The organism is Pedobacter sp. MC2016-15 (assembly GCF_026239695.1).
Taxonomy (GTDB): domain Bacteria; phylum Bacteroidota; class Bacteroidia; order Sphingobacteriales; family Sphingobacteriaceae; genus Pedobacter.
Genome location: NZ_JAPIVS010000007.1, coordinates 108,737 through 132,148, shown reverse-complemented (window position 1 = coordinate 132,148; position 23,412 = coordinate 108,737). Strand labels below are relative to the sequence as shown.

The 23,412-nt window shown below is 43.2% G+C and carries 22 protein-coding genes and 1 riboswitch; of the genes, 15 read left to right on the top strand and 7 right to left on the bottom strand.

Annotated features, from left to right (window positions below; translation table 11 throughout):
- Nucleotides 1–30 precede the first annotated feature (30 nt).
- From murQ to OQY15_RS19250, 6 genes are all read left to right on the top strand, one after another.
- Complete coding sequence (murQ, locus tag OQY15_RS19275; protein WP_265793564.1) at nt 31–837, top strand: N-acetylmuramic acid 6-phosphate etherase; 807 nt, start codon at nt 31–33, stop codon at nt 835–837.
- A gap of 8 nt (nt 838–845) precedes the next feature.
- On the top strand, nt 846–1,415 hold the full coding sequence (locus OQY15_RS19270) for a hypothetical protein (RefSeq protein ID WP_142527356.1): 570 nt from the start codon (nt 846–848) through the stop codon (nt 1,413–1,415).
- A gap of 49 nt (nt 1,416–1,464) precedes the next feature.
- Nucleotides 1,465–2,217 carry a Bax inhibitor-1/YccA family protein gene (locus tag OQY15_RS19265; protein WP_265793563.1) on the top strand — a complete coding sequence of 251 codons (753 nt, stop codon included), beginning with the start codon at nt 1,465–1,467 and terminating at the stop codon, nt 2,215–2,217.
- 110 nt (nt 2,218–2,327) lie between these two features.
- Nucleotides 2,328–2,437, top strand: a riboswitch (SAM riboswitch).
- A 111-nt stretch (nt 2,438–2,548) separates the two neighbouring features.
- Nucleotides 2,549–6,208 carry a methionine synthase gene (metH, locus tag OQY15_RS19260; RefSeq protein ID WP_265793562.1) on the top strand — a complete coding sequence of 1,220 codons (3,660 nt, stop codon included), beginning with the start codon at nt 2,549–2,551 and terminating at the stop codon, nt 6,206–6,208.
- Nucleotides 6,209–6,216: 8 nt separating this feature from the next.
- Nucleotides 6,217–7,170, top strand: a complete 954-nt coding sequence (metF, locus tag OQY15_RS19255; protein WP_265793561.1) for a methylenetetrahydrofolate reductase [NAD(P)H] — start codon at nt 6,217–6,219, stop codon at nt 7,168–7,170.
- Between the two features lie 76 nt (nt 7,171–7,246).
- Entirely contained in the window at nt 7,247–7,681 is a 435-nt protein-coding gene (locus OQY15_RS19250; protein WP_265793560.1) for an META domain-containing protein, read from the top strand.
- Here OQY15_RS19250 and thrC read toward each other — a convergent pair.
- The 3 genes from thrC to thrA are packed head-to-tail and all read right to left on the bottom strand — an operon-like array spanning nt 7,665 to nt 12,369.
- The gene (gene thrC / locus OQY15_RS19245; protein WP_265793559.1) at nt 7,665–8,978 is read right to left on the bottom strand and encodes a threonine synthase; all 1,314 of its coding nucleotides are present in this window, start codon (nt 8,976–8,978) and stop codon (nt 7,665–7,667) included. The two genes, OQY15_RS19250 and thrC, sit on opposite strands and share 17 nt — an antisense overlap.
- Nucleotides 8,979–8,989: 11 nt before the next feature.
- Entirely contained in the window at nt 8,990–9,925 is a 936-nt protein-coding gene (locus OQY15_RS19240) for a homoserine kinase (protein WP_265793558.1), read from the bottom strand.
- Nucleotides 9,922–12,369 carry a bifunctional aspartate kinase/homoserine dehydrogenase I gene (thrA, locus tag OQY15_RS19235; RefSeq protein WP_265793557.1) on the bottom strand — a complete coding sequence of 816 codons (2,448 nt, stop codon included), beginning with the start codon at nt 12,367–12,369 and terminating at the stop codon, nt 9,922–9,924. The genes OQY15_RS19240 and thrA overlap by 4 nt, the downstream gene beginning before the upstream one ends.
- Nucleotides 12,370–12,624: 255 nt before the next feature.
- Between thrA and rsgA the strand changes: the two genes are divergently transcribed.
- The 3 genes from rsgA to OQY15_RS19220 are packed head-to-tail and all read left to right on the top strand — an operon-like array spanning nt 12,625 to nt 14,326.
- On the top strand, nt 12,625–13,545 hold the full coding sequence (rsgA, locus tag OQY15_RS19230) for a ribosome small subunit-dependent GTPase A (RefSeq protein WP_265793556.1): 921 nt from the start codon (nt 12,625–12,627) through the stop codon (nt 13,543–13,545).
- The gene (gene dtd, locus OQY15_RS19225) at nt 13,545–13,997 is read left to right on the top strand and encodes a D-aminoacyl-tRNA deacylase (protein ID WP_265793555.1); all 453 of its coding nucleotides are present in this window, start codon (nt 13,545–13,547) and stop codon (nt 13,995–13,997) included. The genes rsgA and dtd overlap by 1 nt, the downstream gene beginning before the upstream one ends.
- Nucleotides 13,998–13,999: 2 nt before the next feature.
- Complete coding sequence (locus tag OQY15_RS19220; protein WP_265793554.1) at nt 14,000–14,326, top strand: nucleotide pyrophosphohydrolase; 327 nt, start codon at nt 14,000–14,002, stop codon at nt 14,324–14,326.
- Between the two features lie 10 nt (nt 14,327–14,336).
- On the opposite strand, the gene OQY15_RS19215 is transcribed toward OQY15_RS19220, so the two are convergent.
- Nucleotides 14,337–14,729: an HIT family protein gene (locus OQY15_RS19215; RefSeq protein WP_265793553.1), complete on the bottom strand. Its 393-nt coding sequence runs from the start codon at nt 14,727–14,729 to the stop codon at nt 14,337–14,339.
- A 10-nt stretch (nt 14,730–14,739) separates the two neighbouring features.
- Nucleotides 14,740–15,213 carry a transcription elongation factor GreA gene (gene greA, locus OQY15_RS19210; RefSeq protein WP_265793552.1) on the bottom strand — a complete coding sequence of 158 codons (474 nt, stop codon included), beginning with the start codon at nt 15,211–15,213 and terminating at the stop codon, nt 14,740–14,742.
- A gap of 189 nt (nt 15,214–15,402) precedes the next feature.
- Between greA and OQY15_RS19205 the strand changes: the two genes are divergently transcribed.
- Entirely contained in the window at nt 15,403–17,268 is a 1,866-nt protein-coding gene (locus OQY15_RS19205) for a M1 family metallopeptidase (protein ID WP_265793551.1), read from the top strand.
- Between the two features lie 282 nt (nt 17,269–17,550).
- On the opposite strand, the gene OQY15_RS19200 is transcribed toward OQY15_RS19205, so the two are convergent.
- Nucleotides 17,551–18,477, bottom strand: coding sequence for a 2-hydroxyacid dehydrogenase (locus OQY15_RS19200; RefSeq protein WP_265793550.1), 927 nt, complete (start codon nt 18,475–18,477; stop codon nt 17,551–17,553).
- The gene (rsmA, locus tag OQY15_RS19195; RefSeq protein ID WP_265793549.1) at nt 18,467–19,273 is read right to left on the bottom strand and encodes a 16S rRNA (adenine(1518)-N(6)/adenine(1519)-N(6))-dimethyltransferase RsmA; all 807 of its coding nucleotides are present in this window, start codon (nt 19,271–19,273) and stop codon (nt 18,467–18,469) included. The genes OQY15_RS19200 and rsmA overlap by 11 nt, the downstream gene beginning before the upstream one ends.
- A 158-nt stretch (nt 19,274–19,431) precedes the next feature.
- Between rsmA and pdxA the strand changes: the two genes are divergently transcribed.
- The 5 genes from pdxA (at nt 19,432) to OQY15_RS19170 (ending at nt 23,379) form a co-directional block, all read left to right on the top strand.
- Entirely contained in the window at nt 19,432–20,511 is a 1,080-nt protein-coding gene (pdxA, locus tag OQY15_RS19190; RefSeq protein WP_265793548.1) for a 4-hydroxythreonine-4-phosphate dehydrogenase PdxA, read from the top strand.
- 76 nt (nt 20,512–20,587) lie between these two features.
- The gene (locus OQY15_RS19185) at nt 20,588–21,124 is read left to right on the top strand and encodes a DUF177 domain-containing protein (protein WP_265793547.1); all 537 of its coding nucleotides are present in this window, start codon (nt 20,588–20,590) and stop codon (nt 21,122–21,124) included.
- A gap of 23 nt (nt 21,125–21,147) precedes the next feature.
- Nucleotides 21,148–21,339, top strand: a complete 192-nt coding sequence (gene rpmF / locus OQY15_RS19180) for a 50S ribosomal protein L32 (RefSeq protein WP_142527375.1) — start codon at nt 21,148–21,150, stop codon at nt 21,337–21,339.
- 100 nt (nt 21,340–21,439) lie between these two features.
- Nucleotides 21,440–22,378 (top strand): phosphate acyltransferase PlsX, encoded by a 939-nt coding sequence (gene plsX, locus OQY15_RS19175; protein WP_265793546.1) that lies wholly within the window; start codon nt 21,440–21,442, stop codon nt 22,376–22,378.
- 11 nt (nt 22,379–22,389) lie between these two features.
- Nucleotides 22,390–23,379 carry a beta-ketoacyl-ACP synthase III gene (locus OQY15_RS19170; RefSeq protein WP_265793545.1) on the top strand — a complete coding sequence of 330 codons (990 nt, stop codon included), beginning with the start codon at nt 22,390–22,392 and terminating at the stop codon, nt 23,377–23,379.
- Nucleotides 23,380–23,412: the final 33 nt, after the last annotated feature.

Sequence of the window (23,412 nt, the reverse complement as noted above, 5' to 3'; positions counted from 1 at the left end):
TTACCGATACGTAAAAAATAAACACAGACTATGATACGTGTAACCGAACAAGAGTCAAAGTACAATAACATAGACCAAATGGAAGTGCTTGACATTCTTAAAGGCATCAATAATGAGGACAAAACTGTTCCTCTTGCAGTAGAGAAATGTATCCCCCAAATAGAAAAACTTGCGATAGCTGTTACCCAGAGAATGAAAAATGGTGGCAGGTTATTTTATATTGGTGCAGGCACAAGTGGCCGGCTGGGTGTAGTTGATGCTTCGGAATGCCCCCCAACGTTTGGTGTTCCATTTGACGAAGTAGTAGGTATTATTGCGGGTGGTGATACGGCAATCAGGCGCGCCGTAGAAAATGCCGAAGATGATGATGCTCAGGCATGGATAGATTTGCAGGAATTTAATATCAATTCAAAAGACAGCCTGATTGGCCTGGCAGCCTCGGGAACTACGCCATATGTGATCGGAGGCTTGATGAAAGCCCGCGAAAATGGGATTTTAACCGGATGCATCGTTTGTAATGAGGGAGGACCTATTGCTGCAGCCAGCGACTTCCCGGTAGAAGTTGTCGTGGGTCCCGAATTTCTCACCGGCTCTACCCGTATGAAATCAGGAACGGCTCAAAAACTCGTATTAAATATGCTGAGTACCACCGTAATGATAAAATTGGGACGGGTGAAAGGCAATAGAATGGTCGATATGCAGTTAACTAATCATAAGCTGGTAGACAGAGGTACACAGATGGTAATGGATGAACTAAATATCGATTATCAAAAAGCCGAAGATCTGCTGATCCGTTACGGAAGTGTAAGGAAAGCTGTTGAAGCCAGTAATAAATAAGAGCTTGTATGCATGAAATAGAACCATATTACCGCTGGCGGGACGATTATATAGCCGCAGAGGATCCCCGTTCACCATTTTTCAATACGGAATATTCAGAGTTTTATTTCGATAAACAACTGTACAATTACCTGATCCACCCTCAATGGGATGATTTTGGCTCGAGTACTCTATATATCAAAGTCCTGTTTGTAGATTACGACCATAATTATGCAATCATTGAGTTTATAGGTGAATGGAATGATGCAATATCAAATGACATCATGCTGCTGAAAAGAGAAATCCTGGAGCTGATGATCGATGAGGGCATCAATAAGTTCATTCTGATTGGTGAAAACATTCTGAACTTTCATTCTTCTGAAGACAGTTATTATGAAGAGTGGTTTCAGGATGTAGAAGACGGATGGATTACAGGTATTAATTTTAATCCACATGTGATCGAAGAGTTCAGAAGCAGCAATATAGACTACTATATTAATTTTGGCGGACAGCTGGACGATTTGGCATGGCGAACACTTAAACCCCTTCAATTTTTCCATAAAGTTGAAGAAATTCTGACAAAAAGACTAGGGGCATAAATTTTGCATGTAGCATATTACCCGTATATTTAATTAAAATTTTAAAAAAATGGATAACAATAATAATTACAACTGGTCAGAAAAATCAGTTTTCGTAGAAAACCAGACAGGAACTGTTGCCAAAAAATTCTTTGCTAATGTCTTTTTATGGATGTTCGTGGCACTGGGCATCTCTACAATAGCTGCTGTTTACATGGCAAATACTCCGGAAATGTTGCAGTATCTGCTTAATATGGAAACCGGTAAACTTTCTACTTTAGGTTATATTGTCATGTTTGCTCCGCTTGGATTGGTACTGTTAATGAGTGCCGGATTGAGCAAACTTTCTTATGGTGCTTTGCTGGGTACATTTATCCTCTATTCAGTACTTACAGGTGTGAGTTTAAGTTTTATCTTGCTGATTTATACCTCAGGATCAGTAATTGGTTGTTTTGCTGCAGCCGCAGGAATATTTGGTCTGATGGCCGTTCTTGGATACACCACTGATACGGACCTGAGTAAATTCGGACCGATATTAATGGTAGGTTTAGTTGGTTTAATCATCGCAAGTGTCGTTAATATGTTCTTAAAAAGTTCAGGTTTCGATTACGTAATGAGCTTTTTCGGAGTAGCTATCTTCACAGCCTTAACGGCATATGATGTTCAGAAATTAAAACGTATCGGTGCTGGTATCGAGGAAAACGGCGACACTATTGCTGCTGATGATTCTAAGAAACTGGCTATTATGGGTGCACTGTCCTTATATCTGGACTTTATCAACATCTTCCTGTTCCTGTTAAGGATCTTTGGAGGAAGAAAATAATCCAGATTACAAATGCATAAAAAAGGCTGCCGAATATTTCGGCAGCCTTTTTTATTGGGTTTAACCTGGCAAATTTTGGAATTGATTTTTCTTTATTGCATTTTTGCACACGCTTATAAAGAAAGACGGAGGGATTAGACCCTGCGAAGTCTTAGCAACCTGTGCTTACAAGGTGCTACATTCTACTCGAGCAGTTAAAGGCGCTCCTGAAAGATAAGTAATTCGATCCGCCGCCGGAATTCTGATTAAGCCTGTTTATTTAATTTCCTGGATGACATTGTTTTTTCAAAGAACAATAGACGTACAGAAATGGCTATGATTACCCCTGATAATGAACATTAGAGAAGAGCTCGAAAAACGTATTTTAATAATTGACGGTGCAATGGGCACAATGATCCAGCGTTATGTACTTACTGAAGAAGACTTCAGGGGCGAACGCTTTAAGAATCATCCCTGTGATGTAAAAGGTAACAATGACCTGCTCAATATCACCCGCCCGGATATCATTAAAGCCATACATACAGAATACCTGAAGGCCGGAACCGATATTATCGAGACCAACACCTTTAGCACCCAGCGCATCTCCCTGGCAGATTACCAGATGGAGGAGCTGGATTATGAGATGAGTTTCGAAGGCGCAAAAATTGCAAAAGAAGCAGTCAATGAGTTCATGACTGCCCATCCGGAAAGGATATGTTTTGTTGCCGGTGCTGTGGGCCCTACAAACCGTACGCTGTCTATTTCTCCTGACGTAAATGACCCTGGTTTCAGAGCGCTCACCTTTGATGAACTTGCGGATGCCTATTACCAGCAGATCAGAGGACTTGTTGATGGCGGTGCAGATTTACTGTTGATAGAAACTATTTTCGATACACTTAATGCCAAAGCTGCCATCTTTGCCATTAAACAATATGAAGAGGTCATTGGACGTAAAATAGAGATCATGATCTCCGGTACCATTACCGATGCTTCAGGAAGAACTTTATCAGGACAAACTGCTGAAGCATTTTTAAACTCTATCGTGCATGCCAAACCGCTGAGCATAGGTTTCAACTGTGCTTTGGGTGCCAAAGATATGAGGCCACATATTGAAGAACTTTCGGCCAAAGCCGGATGTTATGTTTCAGCCTATCCCAATGCTGGTCTGCCCAATGAATTTGGTGCTTATGACGAACTTCCTGATGAAACTGCAACACTTGTTGAAGACTTTATAGAGCATGGATTTGTGAATATTGTAGGTGGTTGTTGTGGCACGACGCCAGACCATATTGCCGCCATAGCTGCCAAAGCAAAAAACATTAGCCCAAGAAAAATACCAGTACTTCCTCAATACATGCGTCTCAGCGGTTTAGAACCCGTAACCATCACCCCCGAAAGCATGTTCGTCAACATCGGCGAAAGAACAAACATCACCGGATCACCTAAATTCTCCAAGCTTATCCTTAGCGGCGATTACGAAGCAGCACTTACTGTTGCCCGTCAGCAAGTAGAAGGCGGTGCACAGGTGATCGATGTTAACATGGATGAAGGGATGCTTGATTCCGAGGCAGCAATGACCAAATTCCTCAACCTGATCGCTTCAGAACCGGATATTTCCAAACTGCCGATCATGGTAGACTCCTCCAAATGGAGCGTTATCGAAAACGGACTGAAATGCCTGCAGGGAAAAGGAATCGTCAACTCCATCTCCTTAAAAGAAGGTGAAGATAAGTTCCGCGAAAGTGCACGCAAAGTTATGAATTTTGGTGCCGCCGTAGTGGTAATGGCCTTTGATGAACAGGGACAGGCAGATAATTACGAACGCAGGATAGAAATCTGTAAACGTTCATACGATATCCTTGTGCATGAAATTGGTTTCCCGGCTGAAGACATCATCTTTGACCCGAATATCTTAACCGTTGCTACAGGTTTGGAAGAACATAACAATTACGCTGTCGATTTTATCAATGCAACCAGATGGATTAAAGAAAATCTGCCTCACGCAAAGGTAAGCGGCGGTGTTTCCAATATTTCCTTCTCTTTCAGGGGAAACAATACTGTACGTGAGGCCATGCACTCGGCCTTCCTGTACCATGCCATCAAAGCTGGTTTGGATATGGGTATCGTGAATGCAGGAATGCTTGAGGTTTATGAAGCTATTCCCGCAGAGCTGCTGGAAAAAGTAGAAGATGTATTGCTCAACCGCAGGGATGACGCCACTGAACGTCTCGTAGATTTTGCAGAAACAGTAAAATCCAAGGGCAAGGAGTTGGTGAAGGATGAGGAATGGAGAAAAGAATCCGTAGAGGCACGGCTTTCCCACTCTCTCGTTAAAGGTATTATCGAATATCTTGATGACGATGTGGAAGAAGCCAGACAAAAATACGACCGACCGATCCATGTGATTGAAGGCCCGTTGATGGACGGGATGAACATCGTAGGAGATCTTTTTGGTGCCGGCAAGATGTTCCTTCCACAGGTAGTAAAATCGGCCAGGGTAATGAAAAAAGCAGTAGCTTACCTGCTTCCATTTATTGAACAGGAAAAACTGGATAATCCGGATGGCGATCAGAGCTCATCCGCCGGCAAGGTATTGATGGCTACGGTAAAAGGCGACGTACATGATATTGGTAAAAATATTGTAGGCGTAGTTTTGGCCTGTAATAACTTCGAGATCGTTGATATGGGCGTAATGGTACCAGCACAGGAGATCATTAAAAAAGCCAAAGAGATCAATGCTGATATCATCGGTTTAAGTGGTTTAATTACCCCTTCACTGGATGAGATGGTGCATTTTGCCAAAGAAATGGAACGTGAAGGCTTCACCATTCCACTGCTGATCGGAGGTGCCACCACATCTCGCATTCATGCGGCGGTAAAGATAGCTCCTAACTATTCAGGGCCGGCTATACATGTTCTGGATGCATCCCGAAGCGTATCAGTTTGCAGTACGCTGATGAATGCAGAAACCCGCGACGCCTACATAGACAACGTCAGACAGGAATATGATAAAGCGAGAGAATCGCATTTAAATAAACGTTCAGACAAACGCTTCAAAACTATTGAAGAAGCACGTGCTGACCGATTCCAGATTGACCCTGCACAGGTAGCTTCGGCGCCGGCATTCCTGGGAACAAAAGCCTTTACTAATTATCCGCTGGAAGAATTAGTACCATATATCGACTGGACGCCATTTTTCCATACCTGGGAAATGGGTGGCAGCTATCCGAGGATCTTCACAGATAAAAAGATCGGAAATGAAGCTAAAAAATTATACGATGATGCCCAGGTACTGCTGAAAAGAATTGTTGATGAGAAACTACTCTCGGCAAACGGCGTGATCGGTTTCTGGCCGGCAAATTCAGTTGGGGATGATATTCTTTTAGAGGTAGAAGGTAAACCTGTAACGATCCATACACTTCGTCAGCAGGCAGAAAAAGTTGCGGGACAGCCTTATTATGCACTTTCTGATTTCGTAGCTACCAAAGACAGTGGTGTACAGGATTATTTCGGTGGATTTGCAGTCACCACTGGTATTGGTTGCGATGAGCTCGTAGCAGAATTTGAAGCCGTGTATGATGATTATAACAGCATCATGGCAAAAGCACTGGCAGACCGGCTGGCTGAAGCCTTTGCAGAAAGAATGCATGAGCTGGTACGTACAGAATACTGGGGTTATGCAAAAGATGAGCAGCTTACGGCTGATGAACTGATCAAGGAAGAATACGCCGGTATCCGTCCTGCTCCGGGATATCCTGCTTGCCCTGATCACACAGAGAAGGACATATTGTTTAGTATACTGGATGCAGAAGCGGAAACGGGCATACGACTTACAGAAAGCTTCGCCATGTACCCTACTGCTGCTGTCAGCGGATTTTATTTTGCTCACCCACAGTCCAGATATTTCGGTCTTGGCAAGATCACTAAAGATCAGGTTGAAGAATATGCCCGCAGAAAAAACATGTCCCTGGACGATACTGAAAGATGGCTTAGTCCAAATTTAGCTTATTAAAACTGAGAATGAAGATTACCGAACACATTGAGAATGCCGGGGGCAAAACCCTGTTTTCGTTTGAGTTGCTGCCACCTGTTAAAGGAAAGAGTATCTCAGATATTTACGATGCCATTGACCCTTTGATGGAATTCAACCCTCCTTTCATTGATGTAACGTACCATAGAGAAGATTATATTTACAAACAGCATGATAATGGGCTGCTGGAGAAAGTTTCATACCGTAAACGCCCGGGAACGGTAGCCATTTGCGCGGCTATCATGAACAGGTATAAAGTAGATGCTGTTCCACACCTGATTTGCGGAGGTTTTACCAAAGAGGAAACAGAAAATGCACTGATCGACCTGCAGTTTTTAGGTATCGACAATGTGCTGGTGTTGCGCGGTGATGCCCGCCACGCAGATTCCGGGTTTATTCCTACCCCAGGCGGCCATGCCTACGCAACAGACCTGCTGGAGCAGGTAGCTAACATGAACAAAGGCAAATACCTGTTTGAAGACCATGACGCCTACCAAACTGATTTCTGTATTGGCGTAGCCGGATACCCGGAGAAACATTTCGAAGCGCCAAACCTCAAAACAGATTTCAAATATCTAAAGCAAAAAGTGGATATGGGTGCAGAATTTATCGTTACACAGATGTTTTTCGATAATTCCAAATATTCAGAGTTTGTTGAACAATGCAGGGCAAATGGGATAAATGTACCCATTATTCCCGGACTAAAACCCATCACCTCATCCAAACAACTGATCAGTCTGCCCAAGATCTTCCACCTGGATCTTCCTGAGAACCTGACAGAGGCGATACAAGCCTGCAAGAATGAAAAGGAAGTAAAAGAAGTGGGTATAGAATGGATGATACAGCAATGCAAAGAGTTAGTAAAACTTGGTGCGCCTGTATTGCATTTTTATACCATGAGTAATCCCGAACCGACCAGGAGAATTGCCCGCGAAATTTTCTAATTCTGATGTCTAATTATTATTCTGGGATAAAATTGGCAGATTCTTTGTACATTCCGTTCCTATAAACAGGAACGTTATGAGAAAGACGACATTGATTATGCTTGCTATCGTTACATTATCATCATGTAATGCGCTTAAGAATACAGTAGAGGCAAGCTCTGATCTGTCCAAACTGGGGGGCTCCTGGGAACTGAATTATATTTCGGGACCAAGGATTGCTTTTAATGGTCTTTATCCGGGAAAAAAACCGCAAATGATTTTCAACCTTGCCGACAAACGCATAAGCGGAAACAGCAGTTGCAACTCTTTTTCAGGTAAGCTGCAGGCAGATGATACTTCCATCAATTTCAATGAGCCATTAATAGTTACAAAAATGGCCTGTCCCGGTGAAGGAGAGGCCGTATTTTTTGAGATGCTGAAAAAAGTAAATAAATATGCAATAACAGGCGATACCACCCTCAACTTCATGATGGGCGATATCGCTATTATGCGTTTTAAAAAGATTCAGTAAGTAAAAACCCTTTAAAGGCTTCAAAATCCACATTCATTGGTGTAGCTGATTTACCTTTCTTTTTCAACTCTTCCAATTGCTCCGGAGAATCAATATGTGCAGCCATTTCAGCAGAGAAAATATCCGGGAACTTGCAGGCATGTGCCGTTGATAAAAAGACGAAAGCATCCTCTGCCGATGGGTATTCAGCTTTGTAGGCCTGAACTGCCAGCCATGCGATTGCAGTATGCGGACAAGCTACATAGTTAAACTGCTGGTAAATGGCTTCAATAGCTTTCACTGTATCATCATCCGTATAGCGGTAGCTCTTTACCAGTTCTTTCAGCTTTACAGTATCCTGCTTAAACAGTTCCATGATCCTTACCCAGTTACTTGGTGCACCCACGTCCATTGCGTTTGCATAAGTTTGAACTGAGGGACGGGTTTCATAAACCCCTGTTTCCAGGAAACGAGGCACAGTATCATTGGCATTGGTAGCAGCAATAAATTGTTTTACCGGCAAGCCCATTTTCCAGGCCAGTAATCCTGCAGCGATATTACCAAAGTTGCCACTTGGCACAGAAAACACAATGTCTCTTTTACCCTCCCTGTACAATTGTGCTACGGCATTGAAATAGTAAAACGTCTGAGGAATCAGTCTTGAAATATTGATCGAATTGGCTGAGGTAAGTCTCATTTCGGCGTTCAGCTGATCATCTGCAAAAGCCTGTTTTACCAGTGCCTGGCAGTCGTCGAATGTTCCGTCGATCTCTATAGCGCGGATATTCTGTCCATTGCTGCACAATTGCAACTCCTGGATTTCACTCACCTTTCCTTTGGGATATAAGATTGTCACACGTGTATTGGGCACCCCCAGAAAGCCCAGCGCCACTGCGCCACCGGTATCACCTGATGTAGCTACCAGAACATCCAGTAATTGCTCTCCGTCTTTCAGGAAATAGCCCATCACCCTGCTCATAAATCTCGCTCCAAAATCTTTGAAAGCCAATGAGGGGCCATGGAACAGTTCCAGTACATAAGTTTCCTCATCCAGCTTTTTAGCCGGAGCAGGAAAATTGATGGCATCATCAATAAGTGCCTTCAGGTCATCCGCAGGAATATCGTCCTGCAACAGAGCTGACGCCACCTTATAGGCAATTTCCGGAAGGGTGTATTTGTCCAGGTTTTTAAGGAAATCTTCATCCAGCACAGGGATCTCTGTCGGCATATATAATCCTTTGTCCTGTGGCATGCTGTTAAAAACAGCCGACTGAAAGTCTACTTCCAGGTCGTGGTTATTAGTACTATATAATTTCATTCTGATATACTTTAATCCAGTACAACCGGACCTTTTTTATTAACTGATGATACAAATGATAAACTGTTGATCTGGATGGATTTTAGTTGTTTCTGTAAAGCCTGAGTGATCGCATGACCTGTGGATTCGTCTTTCGTCAAGGCAAAAACCGAAGGGCCGGAGCCAGAAATACCAAAGCTGATGGCACCCATTTCCATGGCAATACTTCTCATTTTATAGAAATCAGGGATCAGGATAGAACGCGTAGGCTCCACCAGTCCGTCAACCATACTGCGGCCAATCAGGTCGTAGTCTTTAGTGAACAAACCTGTTACCAGTCCCGCTACATTCCCCCATTGTTTTACCGCATCTTTAAGGTAAACCTTGGAACGGATCATCTGGCGCGCATCTTTTGTAGGCACATCCACTTCAGGATATACTATAGCTGCATACATCTCTTCAGGAAAAGGAAGACTGATCACATCCAGTGGCTCATAACTTCTGATCAACACAAATCCTCCCAGCAAGGCCGGGGCTACATTATCTGCGTGACCGTACCCACAGGCAAGCTCCTCACCTTTCATCGCAAAGGGCACGAGTTCCTGAGCTGTAAGCTGGTTATCAAACAGAGTATTGATCGCAAAAAGGCCTGCCACCGTACTTGCAGAGCTGGAACCCAGCCCGCTGCCAATCGGCATCTTTTTATGTAACTCTATATCTATTCCGATATCTGTACGTCCAATATGTTTCAGGTAATCCTGAACACTTGCACTCACAGTATTTTTTGCCGGATTTAGCGGCAAACGTCCTTCATCACCGGTAATTTTGGAGATCAACACTCCCGGCGTATCTGTTACCCGCATGATCACCTCATCCCCCGGCTCATTTACTGCAAATCCTAACACATCAAACCCGCAAACTACGTTGGCAACTGTAGCTGGCGCAAAAACTTTTACTGACGATCTCATCTCTTACCTACATTTATTATATCTGCGAATACTCCTGCTGCAGTAACTTCTGCACCTGCACCTGGCCCCTTAACCACTAAAGGACGGTCTTTATACCGATCAGTGATAAAAGAAATAATATTATCACTACCTGATAACATATAAAAAGGATGCGAATCATCTACCATCTGCAGTGTAATCGCTACCTTACCCGCTTCCAGCTTGCCAATATATCTCAGCACTTTTCCACTGCTGGCAGCCGTTGTTTTGAGATTTTCAAAGTATTCCGTGTTTTTCTCCAGCTCCTGGTAAAAATCAGCTACTGTTGCCGCCGCCAGACAAGAAGCAGGGAGCATGCTTTCAATTTCGATATCAGCTTCTTCCAGAGGATATCCGGCATCCCTGGCCAGGATCAGCATCTTCCGCATAAAGTCCTTCCCGTTAAGGTCGTCGCGCGGGTCAGGTTCAGTATAACCCATGTCCTGTGCAGACTTCACGATCTCATGAAATTTCACATCTCCTTTAAAATTGTTAAAGATATAAGAAATGGTACCAGACAGGATCGCTTCAATGCTGGCGATATTGTCACCACTCATCATCAGGTCTTTCAGGGTGCGGATAATCGGCAAGCCTGCACCTACGTTAGTTTCATAGTGAAAATCTACCCCGTAGGTTCGTGCAGCAGCCTTATATGCACTGTACTGGCTATATTCTCCAGAGTTACCAATTTTATTGCAAGTCACCACTGAGATGCTTGATTCCAGGATATCCTGATAATAATATACAGGATTAGGACTCGCTGTATTATCAACAAAAACGCAGTTCGGCAGGTTCATTGCCTTCATCTGCTTCACAAAATCCTTCAGATCAGCGGGCTCTGCATTAACCTGCATTTCCTCTTCCCAGTTGGCAAGATCAAATCCTGTGCTGCTCATACTCATCTGGCGGGAATTGCTGATACCCATTACCTTTACTTCCAGATCATTGTTCTTCGCTAAATGCGGAGTTTGGCTAAGCAGCTGGCGGAACAATGTTTTACCAATATTTCCTGTGCCCAGACAAAAGATATGCAGCGTCTTTTTCAGATCAGCAAAGAAAGCGTCATGCACTGCATTCACCGCCTTAGACAAATCGTTTTTCGACAGGATTACCGAGATATTGTATTCTGAAGATCCCTGTGCTATTGCTCTTACGTTCACTCCATTTCTGCCCAGGGCATGAAATAACTTGCCAGACATACCGGGCGTGTGTTTCATGTTCTCCCCTACAATTGCCAGTACAGACAATCCGTTTTCTACCTGCGGATATTCCAGTTTCTTGGCATGGAGTTCCAGTTCAAATTCTTTGCTGATGATCGCCAGCGCTCTCAGTGCATCTTCCGGCTTCACTGCAAAAGTGATACTGTGCTCAGATGAAGATTGTGTGATCAGCACTACATTGATCTGCTCTCTTGATAAAAGGGAGAACAGACGGCCGCTAAAACCAGCTTTTCCTACCATACCACTACCGGAAAGGTTCAGGATACTGATATCATCGATAGATGAAATTCCTTTGATCGGCAGGTCCGAAGAATCTGCGCCATGGCGGATATACGTACCATCAAAATCTGTATTGAAGGTATTCTTGATGACAATAGGGATTTTCTTTAAAAAGGCAGGGATCATCGTTGGCGGATAAATCACCTTGGCACCGAAATATGAAAGTTCCATCGCTTCGGTATAGCTCAGTTCTGACAATGAGAATGCTTTTTCAACAATCCTTGGATCGGCAGTCAGCATACCGTCTACGTCAGTCCAGATTTCAATTTGGTTCACGTTTAAGGCAGATCCCCATATCGCAGCAGTAAAATCGCTACCGCCGCGTCCCAGGGTAGTGATTCTGCCTTCAGTGTTGCTGGCAATATATCCGGTTACAAACAACAATTTATCAGGATTAGCTGCATAGAAATCCTGGATCAGCATTTCTGTTAAAGGCGTATTTACTTTCGCCTGTCCGTAGTTGCTGTCAGTTTTGATCAGTTCAGCCCCATCCACGGCAAGTGCAGCAGGGAAATCTTGTCTGGCAATATGGCTGATCATGAATGTAGAACAGCGCTCTCCGAAACTCAGGATAGAATCCCTGGTCTGAGGACTCAATTCCTTTAAAGTATATACCGACTGCAGGATGTCTTCCAGTTCATTAAAGTAGATCTTTAATTTGGTAAACACCGGGTTCTGTGCAGATGCAGGTAACAACTCACGCACCACCTGGAAATGCTTTTCCTCAATTTGTTTGAGTTCCGGAGCATATTCCTCAGCTAAAAGTGCTTTCTCTGCCATGAGCTGCAGCAGGTTGGTTACGCCGCTCATCGCCGAGAGTACTACTACAGGATACTCTTCCTGCTCTCCCTTCTTCAGTATACTGATCAGGGTACGGATGCCTTCTGCTGAACCGACTGAAGTACCTCCGAATTTTAAAATATTCATAATTTTAGAATTAAAAAAAAAGCGCCTTCCGTTTAGAGGAAGGCGCTTTCTATGGTTTTTTATATTTTCTTTATACCATTAGCTCACCTGCCTCCGGACATGCCGGTGGTGGTAATAATAATGGATGTAATTGTAATAGGTGATTTCATATTTCAGGAGCAAAAACTATTTAGTTGTTGCTGCGCCATAAAGTAAAGTTATATTTTTTGAATAAGCAAGGAAATCATAAAAAAATTTACCTTTACCCCTGTAAATATGCAAGGATTAGTAATTAAATCAACAGGGAGCTGGTACCAGGTTCATGGCGCAGATGGCCAGGATTATGACTGCAGGATCAAAGGTAAATTCAGGATCAAAGGTATCCAGACCACCAATCCAATTGCAGTGGGTGATCAGGTGGAATTTGAAATGGAACCCAACTCAGATAATGGGGTAATTTTCAAACTTCATGAACGCAGCAACTATATTATCCGGAAATCCATTAACCTCTCCAAGCAGGCGCAGATTATCGCCGCTAACATGGATCAGGCCTTTCTCGTTGTCACGCTGGTTTCGCCACGTACCTCGCTGGGCTTTATAGATCGCTTTCTCGTAACGGCCGAGGCTTACCGTATCCCGGCCACGCTGATCTTTAACAAACTCGATCTCTTCAGCGATGAAGGGCTGGAAGTACTGGCAGATTATAAAAGTATATACGAACGTCTGGATTATCCGTGTTATACCGTCTCTGCACTGGAAGGAACCAATATTCCTGTAATAGAGGGACTCTTAAAAGATAAGACAACCTTATTTTCCGGCCATTCCGGAGTGGGAAAATCAAGCCTGATCAATGCCCTTCTTCCGGGAAGGAGTATTAAAACGGGAGAGATCTCGGAGTCGAGTGATAAAGGACAGCATACCACTACTTTTGCAGAAATGCACACCCTGCCATTTGGGGGATACCTGATCGATACACCAGGCATCAGGGAGCTTGGCATCTATGATATCAAACCCGAAGAGCTGGGCCATTATTTCCGCGAGATGCGCGATCTGATGCACCTTTGTAAATTCCATAACTGCAGACATATCAATGAACCCGGATGTGCCGTATTAAAAGCAGTAGAAAATGAAGAAATAGACACCAGCCGCTATGAGAGTTATCTCAGTATCTATCACGGCAACGAAACCAGGGCATAATGAGAGCAGTGATCCAGAGAGTAACCGAAGCAAGCTGCAAAGTTGATGGACAGGTCACCGGGGAGATCACCGGAGGCTTGATGGTATTGCTGGGTATTGAAGACAGCGACCAGCAGGAAGACCTGGAATGGCTGGCATCAAAAATTGTTAACCTCAGGATATTTGGCGACGAGCAGGGACTCATGAACAAATCCCTGGCAGACATCAACGGAGATATTTTGCTGATCAGTCAGTTTACGCTGTTTGCCGCTACAAAAAAAGGAAACCGACCAGGATTTACCCGGGCAGCCAGGCCGGAAAAAGCAATCCCATTATATGAAGCCATGATCAGGCAGCTGAGCACACTGCTTGGTAAACCCGTTCAAACCGGAATCTTCGGGGCAGATATGAAAATCAGTCTGCTCAATGACGGCCCCGTAACCATACTGATAGACACAAAAAATAAAGTATAGTCATGACCATACAGGAAGCACAGGAAACGGTAGACCGCTGGATCAATACCACGGGCATCCGCTATTTTAATGAACTCACCAATACGGCCATATTAATGGAAGAAGTAGGCGAAGTAGCCCGCATCATGTCGCGCCGTTATGGAGAGCAATCTTTCAAAAAGAGTGATGAAGCAGTGGATCTGGGAGAAGAAATGGCCGATGTAATGTTCGTTCTGATCTGCCTTGCCAATCAGACCGGAATTAACCTGACGGAAGCTCTGGAGAAAAATCTGGTAAAGAAAAGTATAAGGGATGCCGACAGGCACCGGAATAATGAGAAACTAAGATAGCACAGTTATATTATAACTGTGCTTTAATTTTTAGTGCAGCTTCTTCAAGCTCCTCCTGGGTAGGATGCAGCTTGGGACGGCTAAAGTTGATGTCATCCATCGTATTTAGCGGAATCAAATGGATATGTGCATGCGGCACTTCAAGACCTATCACTGCCATTCCAACTTTAATACATGGAAATGCTTTTTTCACACCTGCCGAAACAATCTTGGCAAACAGCGTCAGTCCGAAATAACTCTCGTCATCCATGTCAAATATATAATCAACTTCTTTCTTTGGGATCACCAGCACGTGGCCCATCGTCAGGGGATTAATATCCAGAAAAGCCAGAAATTCTGTCGTTTCTGCAACTACATGCGCGGGAATCTCCCCGTCTATAATCTTTGAAAATATACTTGCCATATGTTATTGTTTATCTGCTGATTTCTAAAATTTCAAACTCTATCTTTCCCGCAGGAACTTCAATTTCTGCTTTATCGCCAACAGACTTACCCAGTAATCCCTGGGCAATAGGCGATTTTACTGAGATCTTGCCAGATTTCATATCAGCCTCTGATTCAGCAACCAGCTGATAAGTCATGGTCGCCCCGTTTTTAACGTTTTTAATTTTAACAATTGATAATGCAAGTACCTTTGATGTATCCAGTTTTGATTCATCGATCAGTCTTGCTGAAGCTAAAGTTGCCTTCAATTTTGAAATTTTCGCCTCATGAAGCCCTTGTGCTTCTTTGGCAGCATCGTATTCTGCGTTCTCTGAAAGATCACCTTTATCTCTTGCTTCAGCTATAGCTTTAGAGATCAGTTGTCTCCCTGTTGTCGTCAAGTAATGTACTTCTTCCTTTAGCTTATCTAATCCTTCCTGAGTGTAGTATGTTACCTCTGTCATAGCTTATTTATTATTTATAACTTCCTTTAAAATACAAACAAGACTATATGGGCATTTTAAGCCTACATAGTCTTGCTTCAATTAAAACGAAGATAACAGGCAATTCTTATAAAAGCAAATCTTTTGATTTGAATTGTTTAGAAAGAACTTAAAACCTTTACTTTTGATGCAACTAATTGATTAATCTTTATGCACCGCAAAATTTTAAGACTGGCCGTCCTGGGTATGTTATTTACTTACAGCAGTCAGGCACAGCAACTTTACATGCCTAGAAATATCAAAGCTGCCTTCGATAAAGGTACCCGCTCGGCAGATGGAAAACCAGGCAAAAGCTACTGGCAGAACAAAGGAAAATACAACATGTCACTTACCGTTACGCCAGATGATAAAACGGTAAAAGGAAATGAAACCATAGATTATACCAACAACAGCCCTGATACTTTACGCACCATCGCTGTCAGGTTTGTCAATAATATCCACAAACCTGAATCTCCAAGATCCAATTACACAGGACAGGATTTTCTGACCACAGGATTAAAGATCAGCTCTTTTGTTATCGGGGCTGATTCGTATGCCATTGATGCAAAAGACTGGGGAACGATTGGAATGGTTAAATTAAAAAAAGCGATCCTTCCCGGCGAAACTGCTAAATTAAAGATTGGCTGGAGCTACCCTCTTTCCAAAGAAAGCGGACGCGAAGGACAACTGGACAGTACTACATTCTTTGTTGCCTATGCCTTCCCAAGAATTTCCGTTTATGACGACTATAATGGCTGGGACCTCATCCCACATACCGACAGGGCAGAGTTCTACAATGATTTCAATGATTACCAGTTTAGCGTCACTGCACCCAAAAACTATGTGGTTTGGGCAACAGGTGACCTGAAAAATCCTGACGAGGTGCTGCAGCCAAAGATTGCCCAGCGCCTGAAAAAATCATATACCAGCGACGAGGTAATTTCCATGGCAAATGCCGAAGAGATGTCCAAGGGACAGGTAACCAAACAGAATGCATGGAATACCTGGAAATTTACTGCCGATCATATCACTGATATTACTTTTGCTCTGAGCAACCATTATATATGGGATGCCGGAAGTGTGATCGTTGATCCGAAAACTAAAAGAAGATCAAGTGTACAATCTGCCTATGATTCAAAAGCTACAGACTTTTCACACGGTGTAGAATGGTCTAAACTGGCATTGAACTGGTTCTCTCTGAACTGGCCGGGAGTGCCCTACCCATTTTCAAAAATGACAGTAGTGCAGGGCTTTGCCGACATGGAATACCCAATGATGGTGAACGATTCTACTACACCGGATATGGAATTCAGCCAGTTTGTGATGAACCACGAAATCGCACACACCTACTTCCCTTTTTATATGGGTATCAATGAAACACGTTACGCTTATATGGATGAGGGCTGGGCAACTACTCTCGAATACCTGATTGCCATTGACCAGCTGGGTAAAGAAAAAGCAGCAGAAAACTATAAGCAGTTCAGGGTAAAAAGATGGATTGCCAGCAAAAACACCGAAGAGGAGCTGCCGGTAATTACGCCCACTACTCTTGCCACAGGCAATAACGCCTATGTAAAACCTTCTCTGGCTTACCTTGGTTTAAAGGATCTTTTCGGTGATGAGGCCTTCAAAAAATATCTCCGTGCCTATATGGATCGCTGGAACGGTAAACATCCTGTGCCATGGGATTTCTTTAATTCAATCAATAATGTTTCCGGTCAGGATCTCAACTGGTACTGGAATAACTGGTTCTTCAGTAATAACTATATAGATCTGGCTATCGACAAAGTTTCTATCAAGGGTGATGAATATGCAGTTGCGTTAAATAATGTAGGTGGTTTCGCCATTCCTTTCGATGTCAAAGTAACTTATGCAGACGGCACCACACAAGCATTCCACCATACCCCTGCAGTTTGGAAAGCCAACCAGAAATCCACTTCAGTTCAGTTTACCGCTAAAAAGGCAGTTGCTGCAATTGTGATTGATGGCGGTATCTATATGGATGCTACACCAGCAAATAACGACTGGAAAAAGTAAAATCAGGAGCAGACATCGTATAAGACAGTGATATATAAGATCGTCCGATCATCGCCCCCGGCAGGCATCTGCTTCATACTTAGCAGGCTGTTAACGGGGTGTTAACAGGGTGTTGACAGGCTCAAAACGATGAATTGAGCCTGTCAACACCTCATCAACAGCTTCCTAAACCTCTGGTAATAGCGACCAGAATACCTTCTGTAACTCAACAGAGGATAATCAAAAACATAACGATATACAATAGGGCCTGTATCGTAAATGGTTTATGATACGGCCTCTTTATTATTTTAGCTGTTCCAGCTTATCAGCAAGAACTTCTGAGATCTTACGGTACGAATCAAAGGTCCAGCCACCCACATGAGGGCTCAGCAACACCTTCGGAGAGACTTTTAGCTCGTCATACCAGTTCTGTTCTCCCAAATTAGGGAACTTCTCTGCCTCCAGTACATCCAATCCGGCACCCATGATCTTGCCGGATGACAAACCCTCAAGCACCGCTTTCGTGCTCACAATTTCGCCCCGCGCAGTATTGATAAAAAATATCTTCTTTTTGAAATGGTAAAAGTACTCTGCATCTACCATTTGCCTGGTTTCTGAAGTCAGGGGGATATGCAGACTGAGCACATCGCTGTGTTTTACAATCTCCTCCATGCTGCATTCCTGTGCATAGGCATCAGAAAACCCGGTCTTGTATTTATCATAGGCAATCACCTTAACACCAAAACCTGAAAGTTTTTGTGCAAAACTGCTGCCCATAAAGCCATAGCCTATGATTCCGACAGTTTTACCCTTCAGTTCCCAGCCACGGTTGCCTTCACGGTCCCAGATACCATTCCTGATTTCAATATCAGCCTTGCGCAGATTATTGATCAGTGAAAGCAGCAGCGCCACGGCATGTTCACCTAAAGCATCCCTGTTTCCTTCCGGGGCATTGATCAGCAAAATGCCTTTTTCATTGGCATAGGCTTCATCAATATTATCCAGTCCAGCTCCTGCCCTGGCTACAAACTTAAGCCCGGGAGCCGCGTCCATCAGTTCCTTATCAATTCTGAATTTTGTACGCACGGCAATACCATCATATCCCGCAATTGCGGCCATTGTTTCAGCTCTTGTGATTTTTGGAAGGTCATCAACTTCATAACCCAGTTGTACTGCCCTCTCCTTAAATACAGGATGCAGGTCGTCAACAATTAAAATTTTACCCTTCATCTGTTTGTATAGTAATTTTAGCGCGTTCAGTTACATGCTGTGTAAGTGTAATAAAATCTTCCACCGTCAGCTGTTCCGCACGTTTTTCAAAAAAAATATGATCGTCCATTTTCGCTTTGGGCAGCACACCCGACAAAGCGTTGCGTAATGTTTTCCTGCGCTGGTTAAAGCCCGCCTTTACTACTGCCCAGAAAAGTTTCTCATCGCATGGCAGCGTTTCCACCTTGTTTCTGCTCAGCCTGATCACACCCGAGTTTACTTTTGGTGGCGGATTAAAAGTACCGGGCTTTACGGTAAAGAGGTATTCTATATCATAGTACGCCTGTATCAGGACACTGAGGATACCATACTCCTTAGTTCCCGATTTTGAAGCACAGCGTTCTGCAACTTCTTTTTGGAACATACCCACCATTTCCACCACATTATCGCGGTGTTCCAGTACTTTGAACAGGATCTGTGAAGATATATTGTAAGGGAAATTACCAATAATGGCAAACTTTCCCGGAAAAACAGCCGCCAGGTCAAGCTTCAGGAAATCCCCATTGATCAGCCGGCTTCCCATTTGCGGATACTTCTCATTCAGGAAATGATACGATTCCGTATCAATGTCTATCATAAAAGTCTCCAGATAATCCCTCTCCAGAAGGATGTCAGAAAGAATACCCATCCCCGGGCCTACCTCCAGCACCTGACGGTACTGATCAGTATGAACAAGACCGTTCACAATCTTTTCCGCAATCTTCTTATCGGTCAGAAAGTGTTGTCCCAAATGTTTTTTCGCCCTTACCAGACTCATATGCTATCCTTATTAAATTTGAAAACAGTAACCACCGTCATCATTCCTGCAAAATAACTAAAGATTTATGATTAATGGGGTAACACCGGACATATGACCCACTAAAAAACACTATCCTGATGAATTTTCTGTATTTTGCGCTAAATTTTTATTTGAGCATGAGCAGTAAGATTAAAATAGGTATCAGTATAGGCGACGTAAATGGCATTGGTTTGGAAGTTATTCTGAAGACTTTAGCTAATCAAGGTATCCTGGATTACTGCACCCCTATCGTTTATGGACATACCAAAGTAGCATCCTATCATAGAAAAGCCCTCGGTTTAAGTGATTTCAGTTTCAACGTCATCAGTCAGGCTGCGGATGCAAATCCGAAAAAAGCCAATATGATCAACTGCTGGGAGGAAGATGTGAAGATCGAACTTGGTCTATCAACCCCTACCGGTGGAAAATATGCCTTGTTATCATTGGAAAAAGCAACTGAAGACCTGGTCAGCGGAGATATAGATGCACTGGTTACCGCACCAATCAATAAACATAATATACAGTCTGATACTTTTAACTTTCCCGGACATACAGAATACCTGCAGGAACGCAGTGGCGCAAGAGATGTGCTGATGTTCCTCGTGAGCGAAGATATTCGTGTCGGTGTCGTTACCGGCCATATCCCGATCACGCAGGTTGCACAAAGCATCACCAAAGAAAAGATCGTTAAAAAGCTGGTCATGATCAATGAAAGCCTGAAAAAGGATTTCTGGATCGAAAAACCAAAAATCGCAGTACTGGGACTAAACCCGCATGCAGGCGACAATGGTTTGCTGGGAACAGAAGAGCAGGATATCATCATACCTGCAATACAGGAAGCGTTTGATAAAGGCGTGATTTGCTTCGGCCCGTATCCTGCGGATGGCTTCTTTGGAAACGCAACTTACAAACAATTTGATGCTGTTCTGGCGATGTACCACGACCAGGGACTGATTCCATTTAAAACTATTGCTTTCGGTAATGGTGTTAACTACACCGCCGGAATGAAATATGTGCGCACCTCTCCCGACCACGGTACGGGATATGGTATCGCCGGCAAAAATGTGGCAGATCCTTCCTCATTCCTTGAGGCAGTTTTTGCTGCTGCGCACATTGTAAAACACAGACGTGAGCAGGAATCTCTGTTAAGCAATCAGTTAAGAAGCGGAGGCAAAGTAATAGAAACTGCAGCCGATGTAAAGGATGATGCAAATTAACCTTTAATAATATTTGTAAAACATTTTAGATATCCCAAATTAATTCATACATTTGCGGGCTAAAATTTTGTTACAATTGAAACCTTTACAACAATTTTCAATCCCGTTTACAGGCTTAAAAATTGGCAAGCATCAATTTGATTTTGAGATTGATAACAGCTTTTTTGACGCATTTGAGTACTCTTTGGTAAAAGAAGGGCAACTAAAAGTAGATGTAGAGCTGGACAAACAGGAGACAATGCTGATTCTGATGATTCACGTTGCCGGAACGATTAAACTGGATTGCGATAAATGCCTTGCAGTTTTTGACTCTCCGCTGGACGTTACAGAAAGGCAGATCGTGAAGTTTGCAGAGGATGATTTAGAGAGTGATGATCTGGAGATTATCATGCTCAACAAAAAAGAAAGTAGTATTGATATTTCTGAGATTCTATATGAATTGATTACAGTGTCAGTACCCTACATTAAAATCTGTGAGCAGAATGGCATTGATGCTAAATGCGACAGCGAGATGATTGAAAGACTGGAAAACCTCTCTTCACCATCTCAACAACAGGAAGAAAAAACAACAAGTGACGACCCACGCTGGGAAGCGCTACGAAAATTAAAATAATAATTTAAAATAATAAATCAGCAATGGCACATCCTAAACGCAAGATCTCTAAAAGCAGAAGAGATAAAAGAAGAACACACTATAAAGCGGTAGCTCCTTCTTTCGCTACTTGTCAAACTACTGGTGCAATCCACGTTCCTCACCATGCATACAACGTTGACGGTAACTTATACTACAACGGTAAATTGGTTATTGAAAATACCTCAATAGGTTAATTTTACTGAGAAATTGTTTGTGTTTTCAGCCTCTTTAAGTTTAACTTAGGCGCTTGGAAAAAAAGGCAATAACGCTTTACTCACAAACTGATTTTTTACTATGAAAATAGGTCTCGATATAATGGGCGGAGACTATGCTCCCAAAGCAAATGTTTTGGGAGCAATAGCAGCTCATGAACTTTTATCGCCAAACGAGCACTTGGTGCTGATTGGCGATACACAGCAGATTAAGCCGATCCTTGCCGAAAAAGGCTTCAATGCCGATCACTTTGAATATGTTCATACCGAAGAAGTAATTGGTATGGGCGAACATCCTACAAGGGCAATCGCCCAAAAACCTAATTCCAGCATTTCTTTAGGTTTCTCCATGTTAAAAAAGGGAGAAATTGATGCCTTTATTGGTGCCGGTAATTCCGGAGCCATGATGGTGGGCGCGGTATTCAGCGTAAAAACTGTACCCGGCATTATCAGGCCAAGCCTTTGTACTCTGGTGCCTAAACTGGACGGTGGTACTGGTTTGATGCTCGATGTAGGCGCCAATGCAGATTGTAAACCAGACGTACTGGTACAGTTTGGTATCGTAGGCAGTCTATATGCCGAAAATGTCATGCACATCAACAATCCTAAAGTTGGTCTCATCAATATTGGTGAAGAAGACGAGAAAGGCAACATGCTCAGCCTCGCCACCTTCCCGCTAATGAAGGAATGTAAGCAGTTTAACTTTATTGGAAACATTGAAGGCCGCGATCTTTTTAACGAAAAAGCGGATGTGATTGTATGTGATGGCTTCACAGGAAATATTATGCTTAAACTTGCAGAATCCTTTTATGTGATGACTATCCAGAAAGGACTCAAGGATGAATTTTTTGACAGGTTCAACTATGAGAATCATGGTGGAAGCCCTGTGCTGGGTGTGAATGCACCAGTCATCATTGGTCACGGTATCTCTACCCCTAAAGCGGTAAAGAATATGGTGCTGCAAGCCAGAGAAATGATAACTACAGGTCTGGTAGAAAAAATACAGGCTGCTTTTAAATAAATACGAGAAAAATGAATAAAATTCACGCTGCTATTACTGCGGTTCAAGGTTATGTTCCCGAATATGTATTGTCTAACAAAGAATTAGAATCTCTTGTAGATACAACAGACGAATGGATCACCTCACGAACGGGTATTAAAGAGCGAAGAATATTAAAAGGTGAAGGTCTCGGAACCTCCGATATGGCTGTGCATGCTGTAAATGGCCTGCTAAAAAAACGCGGTATCGGTGCTGAAGAAATCGATCTGATCATTTTCTGTACCACTACTCCTGATATGCCATTCCCGGCAACAGCAAATATCCTCGCGGATAAAATAGGCGCTAAAAACGCATGGGGATTTGATCTCCAGGCAGCCTGCTCAGGGTTTATCTTCGGACTCACTACAGCTTCACAATTTATCGAATCAGGCAAACATAAAAAGGTACTGGTTGTTGGTGGTGATAAGATGTCATCGATCATCGACTATACAGACCGTACTACCTGCATCATTTTTGGTGACGGATGTGGCGCTGTTTTGGTAGAACCAAATGAAGAGGGCAATGGAATTATGGATTCTATCCTTAAATCTGATGGTGCCGGCAGACAGTTCCTGAACCAGAAAGCCGGAGGCTCAGTGAAACCAGCTTCTCATGAAACTGTAGATAACAAAGAGCACTTCGTATTCCAGGAAGGTAAAACAGTATTTAAGTTTGCTGTTACCAATATGGCCGATGTCGCTGCCGAGATTATGGACAGAAATGAGCTGACCGCTGATGATGTAGCCTGGCTGGTACCGCATCAGGCCAACAAAAGAATTATCGATGCTACTGCCGCAAGAATGGGCGTAGGATCAGAAAAGGTAATGATCAATATTGAGCGTTACGGCAATACGACCAACGGAACCATCCCACTTTGTTTGTGGGAATGGGAAAGCAAGCTTAAAAAAGGCGACAACATTGTTCTCGCTGCTTTTGGGGGCGGCTTTACCTGGGGTGCCGTGTACATCAAATGGGCTTACTAATTTATACGATAATAAATATTAACTTAGAGTCTT

What these genes read in the sequence shown, in the direction of transcription:
- OQY15_RS19170 (WP_265793545.1), top strand. Translation starts at nt 22,390, where the DNA reads ATGAATAAAATTCACGCTGCTATTACTGCGGTTCAAGGTTATGTTCCC.
- OQY15_RS19220 (WP_265793554.1), top strand. Translation starts at nt 14,000, where the DNA reads ATGACCATACAGGAAGCACAGGAAACGGTAGACCGCTGGATCAATACC.
- OQY15_RS19250 (WP_265793560.1), top strand. Translation starts at nt 7,247, where the DNA reads ATGAGAAAGACGACATTGATTATGCTTGCTATCGTTACATTATCATCA.
- thrC (WP_265793559.1), bottom strand. Translation starts at nt 8,978, where the DNA reads ATGAAATTATATAGTACTAATAACCACGACCTGGAAGTAGACTTTCAG.
- OQY15_RS19200 (WP_265793550.1), bottom strand. Translation starts at nt 18,477, where the DNA reads ATGAAGGGTAAAATTTTAATTGTTGACGACCTGCATCCTGTATTTAAG.
- metH (WP_265793562.1), top strand. Translation starts at nt 2,549, where the DNA reads ATGAACATTAGAGAAGAGCTCGAAAAACGTATTTTAATAATTGACGGT.
- rpmF (WP_142527375.1), top strand. Translation starts at nt 21,148, where the DNA reads ATGGCACATCCTAAACGCAAGATCTCTAAAAGCAGAAGAGATAAAAGA.
- rsgA (WP_265793556.1), top strand. Translation starts at nt 12,625, where the DNA reads ATGCAAGGATTAGTAATTAAATCAACAGGGAGCTGGTACCAGGTTCAT.
- OQY15_RS19265 (WP_265793563.1), top strand. Translation starts at nt 1,465, where the DNA reads ATGGATAACAATAATAATTACAACTGGTCAGAAAAATCAGTTTTCGTA.
- plsX (WP_265793546.1), top strand. Translation starts at nt 21,440, where the DNA reads ATGAAAATAGGTCTCGATATAATGGGCGGAGACTATGCTCCCAAAGCA.
- OQY15_RS19205 (WP_265793551.1), top strand. Translation starts at nt 15,403, where the DNA reads ATGCACCGCAAAATTTTAAGACTGGCCGTCCTGGGTATGTTATTTACT.
- thrA (WP_265793557.1), bottom strand. Translation starts at nt 12,369, where the DNA reads ATGAATATTTTAAAATTCGGAGGTACTTCAGTCGGTTCAGCAGAAGGC.
- greA (WP_265793552.1), bottom strand. Translation starts at nt 15,213, where the DNA reads ATGACAGAGGTAACATACTACACTCAGGAAGGATTAGATAAGCTAAAG.
- pdxA (WP_265793548.1), top strand. Translation starts at nt 19,432, where the DNA reads ATGAGCAGTAAGATTAAAATAGGTATCAGTATAGGCGACGTAAATGGC.
- murQ (WP_265793564.1), top strand. Translation starts at nt 31, where the DNA reads ATGATACGTGTAACCGAACAAGAGTCAAAGTACAATAACATAGACCAA.
- OQY15_RS19240 (WP_265793558.1), bottom strand. Translation starts at nt 9,925, where the DNA reads ATGAGATCGTCAGTAAAAGTTTTTGCGCCAGCTACAGTTGCCAACGTA.
- OQY15_RS19270 (WP_142527356.1), top strand. Translation starts at nt 846, where the DNA reads ATGCATGAAATAGAACCATATTACCGCTGGCGGGACGATTATATAGCC.
- OQY15_RS19215 (WP_265793553.1), bottom strand. Translation starts at nt 14,729, where the DNA reads ATGGCAAGTATATTTTCAAAGATTATAGACGGGGAGATTCCCGCGCAT.
- rsmA (WP_265793549.1), bottom strand. Translation starts at nt 19,273, where the DNA reads ATGAGTCTGGTAAGGGCGAAAAAACATTTGGGACAACACTTTCTGACC.
- metF (WP_265793561.1), top strand. Translation starts at nt 6,217, where the DNA reads ATGAAGATTACCGAACACATTGAGAATGCCGGGGGCAAAACCCTGTTT.
- dtd (WP_265793555.1), top strand. Translation starts at nt 13,545, where the DNA reads ATGAGAGCAGTGATCCAGAGAGTAACCGAAGCAAGCTGCAAAGTTGAT.